Source organism: Gimesia panareensis, from assembly GCF_007748155.1.
GTDB lineage: Bacteria > Planctomycetota > Planctomycetia > Planctomycetales > Planctomycetaceae > Gimesia > Gimesia panareensis.
Genome location: NZ_CP037421.1, coordinates 7,071,637 through 7,090,297, shown reverse-complemented (window position 1 = coordinate 7,090,297; position 18,661 = coordinate 7,071,637). Strand labels below are relative to the sequence as shown.

Below are 18,661 nucleotides of genomic sequence, written 5' to 3'. Positions count from 1 at the left end.
GCTGTTTTAGTCTCAGATCTGCTGGAGTGTGCAAACTGACATCGATGTAAATGAATGGGAAATCCATTGACGAGTTCGACTGATCAACCTGCTTTTCCTGATACGACATCGGAGGAAAGTCGGGAATTTATCTCGCTGTTTACCCGGCACCAGAGACGGATCTATCTGTATATTCTTTCGATGATCCCCCATCCACTGGAAGCAGAAGAGATTCTCCAGAACACGAACCTGGTGATCTGGAAGAAATCACAACAGTTTGAAGTCGGGACCAATTTTTTTGCCTGGGCATGTCAGATTGCACATTACGAAATCCTGAAATACCGGAAAAAACGGGGACGCGACAAACATCAATTCAGCGATGAATTTGTCTCGCAGGTTGCCGAGGCAGTCAAAGAGAATCAGGACCTGTTCGAACTGAGACGGAATGCGCTGACATTCTGTCTGGCAAAATTACGTAAGAAAGATCGTGAATTAATTCAGAGACGTTACCAGGGAAATAACCAGGGTAAAGACCTGGCGGATGATCTGGGGCGACCGGTGAACTCGGTCTATCAGTCTCTGGGACGTGTCAGACGTACTTTATTTGAATGCATAAATCGTTATATCGCAGCTGAGTCGTATAGTCATGAGTAAACAGGAAGTAAAATTAGCTGAACTTTCTTTGCTTATGGAAGCATTGTGCGAGGAGCGTCTGTCTGCTGAGGAGCAGCAGCGGCTGGAAGAAATCGTTCTCTCCGATCCGGATGCAATGCAGTACTATCTGAATTATGCTCACCTGCATGGAACTCTTTACTGGGATCAGGCACTCAGCTCAGACGCTGAGCTGGCTGTCGCATCCCCCGCTTCTGATGCAGAACTGCCGGTGCTGAAGCAGCCCACTGCTCAGGTTCGTCGCAGATCGTTGTCCCGGGCCGGGCTGGCAGCGACTGCAGTTCTGGGGTTGGTGGTTGTGGTCTGGTATGTATTTCGAGGACCCTCCACCGCACCTCAACTGGCCGTTAATGAACAGACGCCGGCTACCGAGTCTCCCAATCCTTCTACAGAGGCGATTGTCACTGAAAACGGACTGGAACGACGCCCACCGTTTGAGTCATCTCAACATCCAGTCCTGCGGTTGCATCAGGATGGAACTGTCACACAGGCTTCAGACCAACCTCTTATTGCAGCTAAGCCGAGAGTGTTGCCGCCAGTTGAAAAACTCCCCGCGGATGCGTCTGACGAAGCGATTGTCAGATTCATCAATCACAGGATTCAGGACGGCTGGCAGGCAGCTAACATTTCACCTTCCCCCGCCGCTACTGATGCAGAGTGGGTCAGGCGCGTTTACCTGGATGTGATCGGTCGTATTCCGACGACCGCCGAAGCAGAACGTTTTCTGAAGTCGACTAAGCCGGACAAACACCAGCGTCTGGTTCAGGATCTACTGGAGAATCCGTCGTATGTGACAAACTGGTCAACCATCTGGACCCGCCTGTTGATTGGCCGTTCGACTTCACGCGAGATTAATCGACGTGCCTTGCAGGATTTCCTGGTACAGAGTTTTGGAGAAAACCGGCCGTGGAATGATATCGTATTCGATCTCGTCTCGGCGGAGGGAGATGCAGATTCCAACGGCGCTACCAATTTCCTGCTGGCTCATTTAAATAATCAGGCGGTACCAGCGACTGCGATTACAACCCGACTGTTTCTCGGCACGCAGATTCAATGTACCCAGTGTCATAATCATCCCTTTAATGATGCGACTCAAAGTCAGTTCTGGGAAATCAACAGCTTTTTCAAGCAGACGAAGATCGTTCGTAAAAAGCGGGTGAACAAGAAAGGTGAGAAAGCAGCCCCCCAGCTGGCACTGGTTTCATTGTCCAAAGGGGGAACGACTTTCTATGAGACACGCCAGGGGCTGATGCAACCGGCTTATCCGAAATTTGCGGGTGTCAAAATTCCCGATGGTCCGAATGTGAATCGACGCCAGGAACTGGCGAAGCTGATGACATCCGGCAAAAGCGATCAGCTGTCCCGGGCGATGGTCAACCGGATGTGGGCGCATTTCTTCGGCTACGGATTCACCCGGCCCATTGATGATATGGGGTATCACAATTCCCCCACGCATCCGGAACTGCTGGATGCATTGGCGCAGCAGTTTACCAAGAGTGACTATGATATCAAACAGCTGATTCAGTGGATCTGTCTGTCGGATGCCTATCGGCTGAGCAGTCGATTTGCAGCAGACAATTCCGCTGATGATCCCGATGATGGCAGCACGCCCAATTTCAGCCGGATGTATGTCAAGCAGATGACTGCAGAGCAGCTCTACGATTCTCTGCAGGTGACCGCGAATCCGACCGAGATCGTGACGGATTACCATTCTGCCTGGAAGAAAATGCAGAAGCGGGATCAATGGCTGCAGCAGTTTGTCTACACTCATGAGAATGAGGAAAACGACGAAACCACGACGTTCGACGGGACAATCACTCAGGCGTTACTGATGATGAATGGCCCCCTGGTTGAGAACAGCCTGGACATTAACCGGAAAGATACGATCCTGGCATCTGTGCTCAAAGAACGCACACCTGATGCCCGCATCAAAAAATTGAGTCTGGCTGCCCTGACACGCTATCCCACCTCGCGGGAACTGAGCGAACTGAAACGACTGGTCAAGGAACGGACTCGCTTTCTGACCTCCCATAAGGTTCCCCCTCAAATCGCTGTGCAGCAGAGTTATCAGGACGTCTATTGGGCATACCTCAATTCGAACGAGTTCATTCTGATTCACTAAGCTGTGATCAGATGCTTGCGGTCTGCCGAGTGACCTGATATAGCTGATCTCTGTTCGTCCTCTTGACCGATTTGCCGGCTGCAGTTCTCTTCGGGGCAGTCATGCTGCAACTGCTGCATAACAGGCTGATCGGGTGAGAGTTTTCCAGACAGATAGAGTCAGCCCGTCGATGCAACGAGGAAGCCAATGACCGATCGCCTGTTTAACAAAGTTGCCGTAGTTACTGGAGCGAGTAGTGGAATCGGACGATCCATCTCAGAACACTTTCTGAATGAGGGGGCCAAAGTAGTTGTTTTTGCCCGACGCAGCGAGTTGCTTGAGGAACTGGAAGCCTGCTATCCTGCCCGCACCCTGGTGGTGGACGGTGATGTCACCAGCGAGGAAGATCTGCAACGTCTCTCCGAAGCAACCCAGCGTCGATTCGGGCGCGTGGATATCCTGGTACCTAATGCGGGGCTGGCGCGGGTGATTCCCTTGGAAGCGTCCTCACGGGCAGCCATTGCGGAAACCTTTGACGTGAACTTTCACGGTGCCCTGCAGACGGTTCGTACGTTTCTGCCTGAATTGAGTCATGGCTCTTCAGTCATCTTCATTACGACTTTTCTCACTCAGGTCGGTTTTCCGGGACTGGCAGCCTATTCTGCTTCCAAGGCTGCTGTGAAATCGTTGTCGCAAACTCTGGCAGCGGAACTGGGACCTCGGGGGATTCGCGTCAATTCCATTGCGCCCGGGCCGATTGACACACCCATCTGGAGTCAGGTTGGCCTGAATGAGGAACAGTTGAAAGGGGTTGCAGATCAGATTAACAGTCGTCTGATTTCCGGCTCCTTTGGCCAACCAGAAGATATTGCGGAAACCGCGGTCTTTCTGGCTTCTGATGCAGCCCGAAATATCGTGGGCCAGGAAATTGTCGTTGACGGCGGTTACACGATTGGCTGAAACGTGCCTGCTCTGAGTTCTCAACTGCGTGGATTGTGTGACAGTGAAACAGACTGTGCCTGGCTGTCGAGAAAATCTCGCAGGGTTTTAAACTGTTTGTTTGTCAGAAAGACACAGAGCTCACAGCCGGTCACATATTTTCCTGACGGATTCTGGTTCTGCCAGACGACTTTGGCGGTCGAATTGAAAAGATGCTCTCCTGCACTATGAACCTGCACGAGCAGAGATTCTTCAATTGTCAGCGGGATATCAACCAGCATGCGAATGCCATCCACCGAGACATCGCAGACTGTTCCCTCCAGTGGTTCATGACCCGAATTGCTGCCGGATCGTAACAGGCGGACTTCGATGCCTGCTTCCAGTCGTTCAAAGTTACGACGTTCATCTCCGGAACGCCGGTTATTGGATTTTCTACGATCGATCATGAACGCAACCCGCTGTCTGTATTCAGGAAACAGAATCAATCTGAGTCAGAGTGATTGATGAATAAAGCATAAGAACACTGCAAAGGAAGTATAGATCATACTTTGAGGTGGGCTGTGAGAGAGTTTGAGAATCTCTGCAGGAAACCACAACAAGGCAGCCTGTAGCGATTTTACTGCTTAACCGTTTTAAAAAGCGTCAGGTTTTCATTCAGGTTATCCTGTTCACAGAGCAGTATGACTGTATCTCCGGCCTGGATCTGATCATCGGCACCGGGAACACGGACACAGTCCTCTTTCACGACTGCGGCGATCAGGGCCTGCTTCAATTTGATATCTTTCAGCTTGGCCTGCGTGATGGGAGAATTCCTGCGGACTTCCACTTCGAGAATGACTGAGTTGCCCCCGCCGATTTCAGAGTGGCTGATGACAGGGCCGGAATGGACCATTCCCATGATCTGGCGGGTAATGACTTCACGCGGACTGACGGCCACATCAATCCCCAGTTTTTCCAGCACATTGGCATAATCAGGGCGGCGTACGATGCTCATGATGCGGTCCGCCCCCAGTTCTTTGGCTTCTACACCACACACAATGTTATCTTCGTCTCGCCCTGTTGCAGCGACGAAAACATCGGCTTTCCCTACGCGGGCTTCTTCCATTTCTGTGCGGCGTGTCGCATCGGCGTGCAGGACGGTGGTTGAGTCCAGGTGCCGGGATAGAAATTCACAACGTACCGGATCAGCTTCGAGAATTGTGACAGAGTATTCTTTTTTCTGCAGAATGCGAGCCAGGTTAAAACCGATGTTTCCTCCTCCAGCAATGATCACCCGGAATTTCAGTGCGCGCTTATGCTGGAACATGCGGTGGACTTTGTCGATGTTTTCCTGAGTACCGATCAGTGTGACGATCTGGCCGGCCTGGATAACATTGTCTGCACCAGCGATGGAAGTGGTCTTTCCGTCGGAGATCAGGCCAACACGAACGCCACTGGGGAGTTTCAGATTGCGGAGCAGAACCCCGTCGGCTTTAACACCCGATTGTACGTCGAGGACCTGAATCACCACTTCTCCCCGGGCGAAGTTTTCTACTGCGAACAGACCGGGTTCCCCGATCTGTTTTGCCAGTTCCAGGGCGGTCAGGTGTTCCAGACTGAGTAACCGGTCGATGTTAAAATGTCGCTGGTAGTCAAACGTGCTGAGATTCAGATAGGCATGATTGAACACACGGGCGACACACCGTCTGGACCCCATGGCTTTTGCCAGGCTGGCCCCCACCATATTGACTTCATCCAGGCTGGTCACCGCCAGGCACAGATCTGCACCAAGGACGCCTGCCTGGAAGAGAATCGCGGAATCACAGGCAGAGCCGCAGATGGTCTGCACGTCGACCCGATCTTCAATCTGCTCCAGAGCATGTCGGGATTTGTCGATGATGGTAACGTTATGTTGTTCGGCACAGAGTGTGTCGGCAACAAATGTGCCCACAGTTCCTGCACCCATGATGACGATATTCATATTCCACTCAACAGAAAACTGTTTCAGTCTGATTGTCTGATACGATCTCTCAACTGCTGGCACTGCGATAACTGTTCAGCGACCATTTAAAAATGGAACGCGAAACATACAGCAGAACCAGGGTAATGGAAATCGAGACCAGTGTAATCCAGGATGGTTCGAGCGTTTTAGATAATAACTGTCTGGCAGGTATGGTGACGACCAGCAGGATCGGGATCACGTACGAAAAGGCGAATTGCAGGACTTCTCCCGTTGGTGAACCGCTATAGATACTGCGCGGATAACGAGCGAAAACGGTAATATAGAACCAGAAGTCATACAAGCCCTGATTGCGTCCAAACCAGATACTGCTGCTGGCCAGGGCGATCATCAGGCTGTAAAAGAAGGCCACACCGATCATCAGCAACAGGCAGTACATCAGGATCTGCCCTGTGCCCTGCAGGCAGAGATGGAACAGCCAGCCCCACTGTCCTGCCTGGAACTGGTATTGCAGCACGGACAGAGCCGGTTCCAGGTGAGATGTCTTTGCCAGCGAATAGATCAACAGAGCCCCAGCCAGGAAAATCTGATTCAACATGGCCAGATTGACCTTTTCAAATGAAACCAGGAACTGTGTGTCAATCGGTTTGAGAAGCACGAAGTCCAGGTTTCCGTTGCGGATCAGTTCGCTGAAGTTGGCACAATTGGGCATGAAGAAAGTTTCGACGATGGCGTTGATCAGCATCCCCGTGGCCATGAAGGCAAAGTACTCTTCACGTGTCCAGTCGTTGATTGAATTAACATTGCGGTAGATGATATCAAATAGAATCAACTGAGCCGCAAACCAGAATCCACGGGTGACAATCGTGATCAGCAGATTGCCACGAAACGTCATTTCACGAATCAGAGAGTTACGGAGGAAGGTGATCCAGACACGCCCATATTGTGGGCGGGGGCTACTGGCCATTGGTAAACGGTCTTTCTTTACAAAACGAAATTCTCAAAGGACAATTTCTGTTTCAATTCGTTCCGACTATTTTATTCGATTTCCCCGGAGATGTCTGCTCTGGCCACCTGATCAGAAACATGAATTTGAATTCGTTTGTTAACTTATTTGGGATAATGTGCTTGTGAAGAATGTACGGAAAGCACCTCTGACGGAAAAAAAATCACCTTCTGACAGAATCTACCCAAAAAATCAGCCCGTTCTGGTAAGTGAAAAAGGCCTGTTACCGGTTTACCGGGTAAATTTACGGTACGTGCTCTAAAACCTGTTATGCTAATGCCGAGGTGAGATCCATGACTCCGGTCGCCTGCCCGATAAATCAATCTGTCAAACGTTCTGTATTCTTTGTTCTGGTCATGCTGATCGGCGTTGCAAGTCTTTCATCCGCTGCGTTCGCACAAAAAGACCCCTTCGGTCCTGATTCAGAGAAAACTGAGATGACCCCTCAGGAACAGGAAGAGGCTGCTCAGGAACTGCTGAAGGGGGTAGAAAAACTGGTTCTCTCACAGCAGAAACGCATCGCTTCCAAAGTGATTCGTCTTTATCCGCAATCGGAGTCGGCGAAGATTGCCAGGCTGTTGCTGGAGGAATACAAACGCTTTGGTCAACTGACGGAAGACCAGGAAAAAATCCAGGCCGAGTGGATGAATCAGGTTCGAAATCACTGGTTTGTGGAGAGAAACCCGGTTCATAATTCCTGCTTTTTCACCATTCTGGAAGGGACACAAACACCTGCAACAAAGATTGTCAACCGGTCCAAGACTCCCATCCTGTACGAACTTAAGGGACCTTCCATGCCCTGGACGGGGCCCTATCGCCTGCGGGCCGGAGAGTCGCACGAATTCCACTATACGGCTCAGGTGCGGTTCTTTCACGATGATGTTTTAGTGATGAAGACCCTGCATCATGGACAGGTCCTGCAGTTGAACAACCAAGACAGTCTACATGTCAAGTAATCAGTTGCGAGACTTGCATTTTTCTGAAAATTCTTACGAAGTCCGTTTGCAGTGCAAGTCAACTACTTATTGTCTAGTAGGAATGCAAGTTTAGATTCAATAACAAGTTAGTAGATATAAATCGGAAGCAGACTTTCCGAAAACGACTCAGATTCCCGGGCTGAATTCGTCTTTTCGGACCCGGGTAATCTCGCTATACTTCGCCGACCTCTCCAGATCATCTCGTCTGGAAACACCTCTCTCAAAGTTCAGATTTCCTGATCCTCTCTCACTCATTACTACAATACTGTCTCAGCAATCTTCTGCTGAGGTTCACCTAAGGAGCCTCACAGGTGAGGTTAATATATTCATCATCCGTACAGAAAATGGTGCTGGTGCTACTGTTCTGCGCTGCTCACATTGAGTTGTATGCACAGCAGGGAACTGGCAGGAAGCCTTTTCTGGCTCCCTCACCACATGTCAATCAGCAACGACAACATCCCTCAGCTCCTACCCAGGCACAGGCTTTTCTGGAAAAGCAATATGTTTCGCAGTCTCCGAACCCGGTCCAACTGGGGGTTCCGTTGCACGATTCCGCACCTGCCCAGCCTGCGAACTGGAACCGGGGAATCGCTGAAAGGTTACCCCCGCTTTATTCCCATGACAGGCCCACTTCGCGCAATTCTGCGACACAGATTCGACAGGTGCAATCAACGGAAGCGGTTTACGGTCCCGATCTGATCTCAGAGGACCCTGTCTATTCCACAATGGAAACAATGCCCGAATCCGTGGAGACTTATACCGAATCTATCGAACAGCTGTGCCAGGAAAACTGCTGGGGCTGGACGGTACTGCCGACAGACCTGCTTTATAAATCTTATCTGGCAGGTCCCAAAGAATCCCGCATGGCTATGGGGGTTCTGCATGAAAAAGATATCGGCTGGCAGCTGGAGCTGGAAGCCGGTGCCCGCGTGGGGATCTTGCGTTACGGTTCACTGAACGACGATGTTCTGGAGGGCTGGCAGCTGGATCTCGAAGGTGCAGGGCCTCCCCGCCTGAATATGGAAGAGGAGCTGGATCTCGAGGCAGCTGATTTCCGTGTCGGTGTCCCTTTGACCTGGAGGCGAGGAGCCTATCAGGCGAAGTTTGCCTATTATCATACCAGTGCCCACGCCGGTGATGAGTATATGAAACGCAATCCCAGTTTTCAGCGAATCAATTATGTACGGGATGTCTTTGTTCTGGGCGGAGGTTATTTTCCAGATCCGGATTTACGGCTGTATGCGGAAATTGGCTATGCCTTCAACACCGATGGCGGAGCGGAACCCTGGGAACTACAGTTTGGTGCCGAGTTCAGTCCCGTCGAACATAATGGATTCCAGGGAGCGCCCTTCTGGGCTGTGAATGGTTATTTACGTGAAGAAGTCAACTGGGGTGGCAACGTCTGTATGATGGTGGGCTGGCAGTGGCGTGGCGACCGGAATAACCATCTGTTTCGCATCGGTCTGCAATATATCGATGGAAAGACAATCCAATATCAGTTCTATAACAATTCCGAGCAGATGATCGGATTTGGTACCTGGTACGATTTCTAAGCAACTCGCTATCTCAACAGACTCTGCTATAATACCCCTCTGGCTGTTGAATATCGTGAATTTAGAAGTTTTGGAGCGAAACGGAACTGATGGCAGGGGGGAAAGTTTACTTAGTCGGCGCTGGTCCGGGTGACCCGGGATTGATCACGTTAAAAGGGATCGAATGCCTGCAGAAGGCGGATCTGATCCTGTATGACGGACTGGTGAATCCTCTGATTCTGCAACATGTCTCTTCAGAAGTGGAGCGAACCTGCCGCGTTTCTGAAGGTTGTAAAAATCGGCGTGTTCTCCAGCAGGATGAAATCAACCAGCGTTTGATTTCTGCTGCTCTGGAAGGGAAGACCGTTGTTCGGCTGAAAGGGGGAGACCCTTTTATTTTCGGGCGGGGCAGTGAAGAAGCCGTTGCCCTGCGCAATGCCGGAATTGATTACGAAGTCGTGCCCGGAATCACAGCTGCAACAGCCGCCGCCGGTTATGCGGGTATCTCAGTGACGCATCGTGCGCACGCTTCTGCAGTCGCTCTGATTACCGGACACGAAGATCCCACCAAGCCGGACTCAGCTCTGGATTATGACGTGCTGGCGAAATTTCCCGGTACACTCGTGTTTTATATGGGACTTCATAAACTCGAGCGGATCGTGGAGTCACTGATTCAGTCCGGAAAAGCAGGTGAAACGCCGGCTGCAGTGATCAGTCGGGGAACGACTCCGTTTCAGAGAACCGTACAGGGACAGCTATCGAAGCTACCCGAGCAGGTCAGGCAAGCGGGTCTGGTAGCTCCTTCATTAATCGTAATTGGCGACTGCGTTTCCCTGCGAGATCAGATTTCCTGGTTCGAGCAAAAGCCTTTGTTTGGTCTGCAGATCGGGATCACTCGCGCTGAGGAACAGTCAGAAACCGAGATTAAACGGGCCTTGGAGCTGGGGGCACAGCCGGTGCTATTACCAACGATCAAGATCGATGCACCTGCAGACTGGGCACCAGTGGATGCTGCCATCGCGCGGCTGGAAGAATACCAATGGCTGGTCTTTACCAGTGCCAATGGTGTGAACTATTTCCTGAATCGCCTCTGGGACACCGGCTTTGATGCGAGGAAGCTTGCACATTTGCGGATCGCTACCATTGGGCCTTCGACTGCCGAGGCTTTGCAGCGATTCCATCTAAGGGCAGATCTGATTCCCGATCAGTACCGTGCTGAAGCGCTGGCAGCCGCCCTGAAGCCCCTGGTCCAAGATCAAAAACTTCTCTGGGCGGGTGCAAACCGGGGGCGTGAAGTTTTACAGACTGAATTAGCAGAAGTCTCAGCCACTGTGGAGAAAATTGTGGTTTATGAAAATCATGATGTGTCTGCCTGGGATACTGAGAGTCTGAAACTTCTGGAATCCGGTGTAATCGACTGGGTGGGACTGAGTAGTCCTTCGATTGCCAGGAACTTCAGTCGACTGTTAACGGAAGCGGCCCGCCAGCAGCTTGGCAGGAAAACCCGGCTTGTGAGTATCAGTCCCGTGACGACTCAGGCTGCCAGCGAGGCAGGACTGACGGTTGATGCGGAAGCGGAAGAGTACCACTGGGACGGTATTTTTGCTGCGATTCAACGGAGTGTCTCCCCTTAGGAAATTCAGCCTGCAACGTAACTGTTTTCTTCCCACAGCCCTAAATCGGATAAAAAGGTTGCTATTGACCTGAAATCCAAGATCAGCGATATTGCCGACCCAGGAAACACGAATTGAAGGTATTTGCCAGCTGAAACTGGCAGAAAATGCTGTTGCTAACCTTCGATTTCACAATGGTTTATTAATTTGATCTCACTGTTGAGCCAGGGAAGGCGACACTGATGCGATTATTAAAACGTGGCATAAGCTGTCTGACAATTACGGGTTATATCGGAATCTTGTTGTTTGGCATTTTCAGCCATACATTCTCTTATCGGACAGGCAGTCACCCCGGGATGTATTACATCGTCTGGGATATGTTCTGCGGCTGGTCCGCTTATTCCATTCGCACTCACATCATTGGCGAAGGGATCAGCGGCAAGTATTATGAACTCGCTCCCGGGCCCTGGGGTGATTATCAGCCCTACGGTGAGTTGGGACGTCGTCACTACGATACAACAGGAGATGCCTGGGTGCGGATGGCGATGAATACCCTCGATAAAACGGATCATGAGCCGATACTCCGGATCCTGTGTATCGAGGAAGCCTGGTGCAAGAAATATAATCTGCCCGACGCTGTCTGGGATCGAAGGTATGAAGAACAGAAAGATTTCCAGAATTATTATCGTCTCCGAAAAGTGATTACTCCTGAAGGGATCGTGGCGCAATCATATGTTCCGTGGTTGACGCGCCAGCGCACGCTGCAGGTCAGTGATAATCCACGACTCTTATCTGATATGAACCGCGGTCGATCATTCTTTGCGACAACCGTTGGTCAGCAGGTTTCCTCGCCCGGTTTTCAACATGACCCGGATGTTCCCGTCCATCTGTCTTCCCCGGTTGGCAATTAAGCTTTCTGCACTTAGTTGTTTCTACAGTGTTCCTTTTTTCGAATTCGATTCGCTACCACAAACAGGATTGCAAGCATGGATGCTCAAGAAGTGATTTCAACAAAAACAGGAATGATTCGTGATCGCTTCCACCAGTTCTTTTTTGCCAAAGAAGTTCCCTATGGGCTGGCGATTGTCCGGATGCTGGTTCCCCTGGTTCTGCTGGGGACAGTTTGTACCCGCTGGCCTTTTGCACGTGAACTGTTTTCTGCAGATGGTGCACCAGCGCCTCTGGCTGACCTGTTTCGTTATTATGATTATTTACCGGTCCTGCCAGGCACGGTTGCTGTCGGGCTGTTTGCCGCTCTGGGATTCTTTCTGTTCTGCTGCAGCATTGGCTGGATGACACGATTTTCACTGATTGCTTCGGTGGTGCTCTATACCTATTTCTGCTGCATGGACTGTATTAGCATGGCGACCAAGTACTCTGCCATTGCCACGCATGTTCTGTTTATCCTTTCGATTTCCAATTGTGGTGCGGTCTGGTCGGTGGACAGCTGGTTGAAAGGGAGAAAGGCGGCACGGACCTGGCCTCAGTATGCCAAAACGGAACCGCCGCGGTTTGAAATCTGGCCTCAACGCCTGATGCAGATTCTGATTGCCCTGGTCTACTTCGGAGCAGCAGTGACCAAACTGCATACTCCCGGTTATCTGGAAGGAGACCAGATCATTTACTGGGCAATGTCCCGCTACAATAATCCTCATCCCCTGGGTGAGTTCCTGACTCAGTTCCCCATTATTGTGTCAGCGATGTCTTATATTGCCATCGTGTGGGAAATCGCATTCATCTTTGTCGTCTGGCGTAAATGGGGACGACCCATCGCACTGGGACTGGGAGCCGCCTTTCATATTGGCACTACTTTTTCACTGGGTCTGTATATCTTCCCGATGGTTTCGATCTCGATTTACTTCTGTTTTCTCAAGGAGCAGGATGTGCAGTGGCTGTCGGCCCGTCTGCGACGACTCTATCGACAGGGAGGCTGGTTCCAGCAGAACATGGATCGTTGCAGATCGCTGGTTGAGCAATATCGGCCTCAGCCTGTCGCCCGCTGGAAATCTCCGACTGCCTGGGTAACGGGAATTGCTGCTGTACTGGCACTGAGTATCTACGTTGAATACGAACAGGATCCTTATGGTATTCGTCGGCCAGAGGGGCGAATGACGCTGCATGAAGTTGAGCCTGAAATGGTAGCGCAGATGCTCAAGCCGGAGCAGACCATGCGCGAAAAAGATAAATTTCTCTCAGTGGATGTGGGAACGCAGATGGTGGGAGGCTGGCTGATCAACCGCAAGTCAGAATTCATGCTGGGCGAAACGATGCTGGTGCAATGCTGTCTGAATCCACCGCATGAAGATCTCTGGGTCGACTGCCATTTCTGTGAAGAAAGTGGACGCATCGTTTATCGTGCCGGGCAGATTGCTCCCCGCGAAAATCTGCGGGCTGTATTTCAGTTCTATCCCGAAGAAGTTCTGGAACCGGGAAACTACTTTATCTCGGTCAAATCCAAAGGGAAAGAAGTGTTGCGTCGCTCGGTCACTCTGCTTCCTAAACTTTCCGCTATGGCAAACTAAATAGCGGACCTGACAGGCCAGATCCCCATGGTAGCAGGTTACTGCTCGGGAGCTGATTTGATCAGTTTTTCAATCGCAGCATTTAAAACCGATTCGACCTGCGGTGCCACCAGACTTGCTCCGGGGCTCGATTCGTACCCTCCCTGGGAGTAGGCGATTTCAGTGCAGATATAGCCGGGACCATAGTCTCCGTAGGCTGCCAGACAGACGGTGCGCTCCGGAGCCAGTCGCTGTGCTTTTAACTGGTATTCGACAAACAGTTCGCCTGGCAGATGCAGAATGGAAGCTGATTTGAGGTGCAGGCAGGTGATGGGGATCTGATGACCCGCTTGAGCGCGCTGGTACCACACCAGCTTAAATGCAGCAGAGGAACGTTCGCGGGGCGTTTTACTGGTATCGTTGATGATGGACTTGAGTTCGTCTGGTTTCAGGTGAGTCGAAACAGGCAGTGCCGTCATCTCGGTTTGCCAGTGCAGGTCAGACGAAGTGACTTCCATTTTCTGCTGGTTTTCAAACGCCTGCTGCATGGCCTGTTCGACGCGCTGAGCAAGAATTGGTCGCATTTCCGGTTCGCCGTTATTGTATTTGCCGGCAGCGACATTTCCGGCAGCCCCGTTAAAGTAGACATTGAGTGTGCCTGGCAAAGCCTGATTCCGGGCTTCGCGGGCCATGCCGACAAATTCATAATTGACGTCTCCCTGCCCATAGTAGCTTTGGGGATGAGTCGCATAGTAATTCAGAACCGCTACTGGGTGTTCTCCGTTCCAGAAACAGAGGGCACGCAGATCAGGATCGATGACTCCTTCCGGTGCCTGGATCGCAGCCGGAGATTTCGATTTACTCCACCGCATCAGTCGGACTTTTCCATCTGCTCCCAGCAGCCTGCGATTTGAGGCAACTTTGTTCACTTTCGCTTTGCCGATGCCGAGGTGTGTTACGGTTTGTGGTTTCTTTAAACCCGCGCGGATCGCATTCGCGACGTTCTGGATGCACTGCATGGAATATGCATTGTCATATTTCTTACCACCCAGCCCCTGGGCTTCCAGGATGCGTCCAGTGGCGAAATCAATCCGGGGGGCGTCGTGCTGGTGCAGCGAGTGCACAGCGACGCGATCTGCCGAGGTCCCGGCTGCCTCGGCAATTTTTTCCCGCCAGGTATCGTAGCCCTCGTTGCCGATTCCGATCGCATCCACCGCGCACAGGACCACCGGCTTTTCGTCAGAGAGCAGGACGATTCCCCGGGCATACAGGGGTGTCACGATTTTCCGGGCTGGGGCATAAGCGACCGGCATTCCCAGTTCGGGAGTGACGTCCTGATTAAAAGTGACGATTTGCAGCTCTCCTGCGAACAGGCTTTGTGCGAGGCCTGACAAGAGCAGAATCAGAAATGTAGCTGAGAGGATTTGATCACGGAGAAGCATGCTTTCTGTTTCCTTAGCGAGTTTTCAAGCAGATGTTGCAGGGAGGCGGTCTGGAGAGCAGCTTTCGAAGTTAAACAGATTTCGAAGCGGAAGCAAGCAGTCAGGACGGCGATTTGTCTCCCCCTGCAGTTTGAAGAGCCAGTTTTGGACGTCCTGTAACAGAGAGCACAAAACAGTTAGAGGGGCTCAGATTTCTCTTAACGGGCCATTTTGTGAAATTTTTTAAATTTTTCGCAATTTCGCATCTCTCACAGACGTCCAATCTTCCAGTGAATAAGCCAAAAAAACTATACTGGATTATATAAACTCTGAATTTGACGCTTTTTACGCGATTGCCCTGTTTGCTGTCCATTCTCAATGGATGCCTGGGTACTGAGTAATGTACAAAAGGTGGGTTACATGCGCTATCTGAGATGCACTCCTCGTTTCGTTCTTCTGGTATGTCTGACCTGCACATTCCTGGGTGAAGAGTCACACACCGCACTCGCTCAAACTAAGGTCGAAGCAGAGAAGCCTGCGACTGGTGGTCCAGAATCGTCAGCAGAAAAGCAGGATGACTGGGATCGTCTGATTTATATTCCGTTCAAGAATATTAAGGACGTTTTCCAGAAATCGGATGCAACTGTCTTTATGCCCTATATTGAGTATCTGAAACTGTGGTCGCAGTCAGCAGGAGTGGGGACCGATGGTAAAATCCAGTTTCCCGTGAAAGCGGTCGTTACCAGTTCGGCTTACACGACGACAATAGAAGAAAACGTTGCCCGGATCAAATGCGATCTGACCATTCAGGTGATGGGAGATCCCTGGGTCGAAATCCCTTTGCAGTTTGGTGACGCCGCGATTGGCAAAGTCACCTCAGAGAAATCGAAAGTCTTTTTGCGCGGGACCGGTCCTGGTCGTTATGCGCTGCTCCTCTCGGAAAAAGGCGAACATCAGGTACAAATCGAACTGTTAACGCGCGTCAAAAATTCTCCCGAAGGACATCATTTTCAGTTTGTCTGTCCCACGGTCGGGATCACCACTCTGGACCTGACGATTCCCGAAGCAGATCAGACCGTGAAAATCACTCCCCAACTGGTTCGTCTGCCGGCGGAATCGACTCCGAAATCGACCGTTGTCAAATCTACTGTGGGAGCGACGGATCAGATCAGCGTGCTCTGGTATCCCCGGGAGAGCAGTAAGCCAGAGATGGATCTTCTGGCAAGCGTCGAAAATTCCACTCTGGTCTATATTCGAGATGGGCTGGTCCATACGCAGGCAACTCTGAAATATGATGTACTCAGAGGCGATATGAAATCGGCGCGGATCGCGGTTCCCCTGAATGATCGTATTCTGGATCTTTCCTCGGCGAATACGAAAATCAAAAGCTGGAAGGTTGAAAAAGGCGATGGTCGTCAGGTGATTCAGGTCGACTTTCTGAATCAACTGCAGGACGATGCCCAGATTGAAGTTCATACTGAAAAGGAAATTCCGGAGGAGCCATTTGAGATTCTGGGACTGTCCGATTCAGCAACGCATGGCATTCATGCCCTGGATGTCATTCGGGAAAGTGGGCAGATCGCCATTGATGCCGGGGATTCAATGACCTTTTCGGTGACGAAGATGGAAGGGGTGACCCGGAGTGAAGCTTCGAATGTTCCGAGTCCGCTACGACGATCGGGAGCCGTTTATTATCGCTTTTTCAATCCATCGGCCACGCTGCAGATTCGCGTCCAGCCCCTGGAACCGCGGATTTTTGTGACACAACAGACCGACTGTTACTTTGGTGAAGACGAGATCAAGGTCAGTGCGCAATTGAGTTATCATATCCAGCGCGCGGGTATATTTTCATTCCAGTTGAAAGTGCCGGATGATCTGGAAATTGACTCTGTCAACGTCCCCGGTTTGAAAGAGTACAACTTCGACAAACAGTCCCGCATCTTAACAGTCTCCCTGCAGCAGAAATTTCAGGGTAATTTGCTCCTGCAGGTTCGTGCTCACCGGGATCTGGCACAGGATGATCTGTCCGGAACCGTAAACATTCCGCTGCTGGAAGCGACTGGTGTGGAACGGGAGACAGGCCAGATCGCCATCTATGCACCGGAATCCATGGAACTGATTATCAGCAATCCGGATGTGGTCGGTGCTCAGCCTGCCAGCAATCCGCAGCAGCGTCGGCAATCCAACCTGGCGCTGGCGTCTGTGTGGGAATATAACCGTCGTCCCGTGGTGATTCCGGTTGAGATTCAGATCAAGCCAACACGACTGGTTGCTGATGTTGCAACCTCGATCAAAGTCAAAGAACAGATTGCGGAAGTAACCAGTCGGATTGACTACCAGGTCCAATACGCGGGGGTCGATACCTTTCGTTTCGCAGTTCCGGAGGCAGTCGCAGATCTGATTCAGATCCGGTCGATTTCACCCGCACCGGCGCCTTCTATCAAACAGAAAAGTCGCGCTGCTGAAGCTGTAGATGGCTGGGTCACCTGGACGGTGGTCACCCAGCGAAATGTGCAGGGCCCCTATTCTCTGGCAGTCAATTACGACATTACACCTGGTTTACAGGCTGTGGCAGCAAAGCCTGCGGAAAAGAAGCTGGCGGAAGGAAAACAGGCCTCTGAAAAGGAAGGGGGCAAAGATCAGGAAGATCCGGAAGCAGAAGCGAAAGCATCTGATAAGCCGGCAGAAGCCGAAGCGGGAGAAGTCGCTTTAAAACAGATTGCCTTACAGCCTGTGAAAGTTCTAGGTCTGGAAAAATCGGACGATCAACCCCGCTCACGCAATGTTCCACTGGCACGCGTTTATGGTGAAATCGCTGTCAGCAAATCCAAGACACTCTCAGTCACAACCGCTCAACTGGCAGACCAGCTGGAGCCAATCGATCTGCGGGAACTGACACTGCTGCCCCAGGAAGGCTTTCTGGCCTATCGTTATTTCAGTCAACCAGTCATGCTTGATCTGGCGTCAACACGACACCAGATTCAGGAAGTCGTGGAGACGATTGTGCTCAAATCACTCGTGGAAATCGTAGTGAGTAAAGAGGGGCGTTCGACATATCGCTGTCGGTACCTGATGAAATCCAGTGAGCGACAACAGTTAAAAGTTGCATTGCCCGAGGGAATCGAGCCTTTAAGTATCACCGTTGCTGGACAGCCTGTACCACTCGAAAAGGCAGATGACAGCGAGAATGAAGAGGGCTGGACGAATTACTTTGTAAACGTCTCCCGCGATCAGGCTTCTGGTAATGCGTTTCTGATCAGTCTGATGTTTACCAAATCCGTGCCGCGCATAACGGATTCTCCCGGTGGAAAATTAACACTGCTCTTACCTCGTCTGGGAGGCACCCAGGCTGACAATGTGGTCGTACAACAGTTGAAAACTGTGATCTGGATCCCGGAAGAGTATGCCCTGGTTCGAGCGACAGACGACTTTGAAGCGGAATACGAACCCTATTTATCCGGTGGGATTCCTCATCGGGGTGGTGTCACAGCAACCGCCTCAGATTTCGATTCCTGGATTGGTTCTACCGCTGTTTCTCTTATTGATTTTCCGACAGAAGGCCGCGCTTACAGCTTCACCCGCCTGGGGAGCAGCCAGGAGATTGGAGTTTCCTGGTGGAAGCTTTCTGTTTTCAGCTGGGTACTGGGAGGGGCGCTGTTCATCATTGCTGTGGTGATGCGGAATACGTCCTGGGAAAACAAAGTGGCTGTCCTGATCCTGCTGGCATTTCTCCTGGCGATGTTCAGCCTGACGCAGGCAGACAAAATCCTGCACGGCATCTATGCGGCCCGTTTCGGAATTCTCGCACTGGTTTCCATCTGGATTGTCTATACGATTGCGGCACTGCGTTCCGGAACTGGATCCGGGATGAGTCAATCGTCGCAGTTGAAGACGAATGGAAACTCGGCAGCAGTCATTCCACCCCCAGGTGTGTTTGATGACTTCCAGGACGATAAGTCCGAAGAGAAATAAAACAACGAT

General features: G+C 51.2%; 13 protein-coding genes. 9 read left to right on the top strand and 4 right to left on the bottom strand.

The annotated features are described in order from the left end of the window. The first annotated feature begins 66 nt into the window (after positions 1 to 66). The 3 genes from Enr10x_RS26615 to Enr10x_RS26605 all read left to right on the top strand — a co-directional run bounded on the left by Enr10x_RS26615 (position 67) and on the right by Enr10x_RS26605 (position 3,712). Positions 67 to 633, top strand: coding sequence for a sigma-70 family RNA polymerase sigma factor (locus Enr10x_RS26615; protein ID WP_145114689.1), 567 nt, complete (start codon positions 67 to 69; stop codon positions 631 to 633). Between the two features lie 34 nt (positions 634 to 667). Next, positions 668 to 2,773 (top strand): DUF1549 and DUF1553 domain-containing protein, encoded by a 2,106-nt coding sequence (locus Enr10x_RS26610; RefSeq protein WP_197997382.1) that lies wholly within the window; start codon positions 668 to 670, stop codon positions 2,771 to 2,773. 186 nt (positions 2,774 to 2,959) lie between these two features. Next, positions 2,960 to 3,712 carry an SDR family NAD(P)-dependent oxidoreductase gene (locus Enr10x_RS26605; protein WP_145114685.1) on the top strand — a complete coding sequence of 251 codons (753 nt, stop codon included), beginning with the start codon at positions 2,960 to 2,962 and terminating at the stop codon, positions 3,710 to 3,712. Positions 3,713 to 3,732: 20 nt separating this feature from the next. Here the strand turns inward: Enr10x_RS26605 and Enr10x_RS26600 are convergent, their stop codons facing one another. The 3 genes from Enr10x_RS26600 to Enr10x_RS26590 all read right to left on the bottom strand — a co-directional run bounded on the left by Enr10x_RS26600 (position 3,733) and on the right by Enr10x_RS26590 (position 6,597). Beyond that, positions 3,733 to 4,137: a PilZ domain-containing protein gene (locus tag Enr10x_RS26600; protein WP_145114683.1), complete on the bottom strand. Its 405-nt coding sequence runs from the start codon at positions 4,135 to 4,137 to the stop codon at positions 3,733 to 3,735. Between the two features lie 170 nt (positions 4,138 to 4,307). Continuing rightward, the gene (trkA, locus tag Enr10x_RS26595; protein WP_145114681.1) at positions 4,308 to 5,651 is read right to left on the bottom strand and encodes a Trk system potassium transporter TrkA; all 1,344 of its coding nucleotides are present in this window, start codon (positions 5,649 to 5,651) and stop codon (positions 4,308 to 4,310) included. A 49-nt stretch (positions 5,652 to 5,700) separates the two neighbouring features. After that, the gene (locus Enr10x_RS26590) at positions 5,701 to 6,597 is read right to left on the bottom strand and encodes an ABC transporter permease (protein WP_145114680.1); all 897 of its coding nucleotides are present in this window, start codon (positions 6,595 to 6,597) and stop codon (positions 5,701 to 5,703) included. A gap of 476 nt (positions 6,598 to 7,073) precedes the next feature. Between Enr10x_RS26590 and Enr10x_RS26585 the strand changes: the two genes are divergently transcribed. The 5 genes from Enr10x_RS26585 (at position 7,074) to Enr10x_RS26565 (ending at position 13,280) form a co-directional block, all read left to right on the top strand. Continuing rightward, a complete protein-coding gene (locus Enr10x_RS26585) occupies positions 7,074 to 7,592 on the top strand; it encodes a hypothetical protein (protein WP_145114678.1) in 519 nt (172 codons plus the stop codon). A gap of 332 nt (positions 7,593 to 7,924) precedes the next feature. Further along, positions 7,925 to 9,166, top strand: a complete 1,242-nt coding sequence (locus Enr10x_RS26580; RefSeq protein ID WP_145114676.1) for a DUF1207 domain-containing protein — start codon at positions 7,925 to 7,927, stop codon at positions 9,164 to 9,166. Between the two features lie 89 nt (positions 9,167 to 9,255). Beyond that, entirely contained in the window at positions 9,256 to 10,779 is a 1,524-nt protein-coding gene (gene cobA / locus Enr10x_RS26575) for a uroporphyrinogen-III C-methyltransferase (RefSeq protein WP_145452048.1), read from the top strand. Positions 10,780 to 11,114: 335 nt separating this feature from the next. Further along, positions 11,115 to 11,669, top strand: a complete 555-nt coding sequence (locus Enr10x_RS26570; RefSeq protein ID WP_145452046.1) for a hypothetical protein — start codon at positions 11,115 to 11,117, stop codon at positions 11,667 to 11,669. A 75-nt stretch (positions 11,670 to 11,744) separates the two neighbouring features. Then, entirely contained in the window at positions 11,745 to 13,280 is a 1,536-nt protein-coding gene (locus tag Enr10x_RS26565) for an HTTM domain-containing protein (protein ID WP_145114671.1), read from the top strand. 38 nt (positions 13,281 to 13,318) lie between these two features. Here Enr10x_RS26565 and Enr10x_RS26560 read toward each other — a convergent pair whose 3' ends face one another. After that, positions 13,319 to 14,701, bottom strand: a complete 1,383-nt coding sequence (locus tag Enr10x_RS26560; RefSeq protein ID WP_145114669.1) for a hypothetical protein — start codon at positions 14,699 to 14,701, stop codon at positions 13,319 to 13,321. A 399-nt stretch (positions 14,702 to 15,100) separates the two neighbouring features. Here Enr10x_RS26560 and Enr10x_RS26555 point away from each other — a divergent pair, with 399 nt between their 5' ends. Continuing rightward, positions 15,101 to 18,652, top strand: a complete 3,552-nt coding sequence (locus Enr10x_RS26555) for a hypothetical protein (RefSeq protein WP_145452044.1) — start codon at positions 15,101 to 15,103, stop codon at positions 18,650 to 18,652. Positions 18,653 to 18,661: the final 9 nt, after the last annotated feature.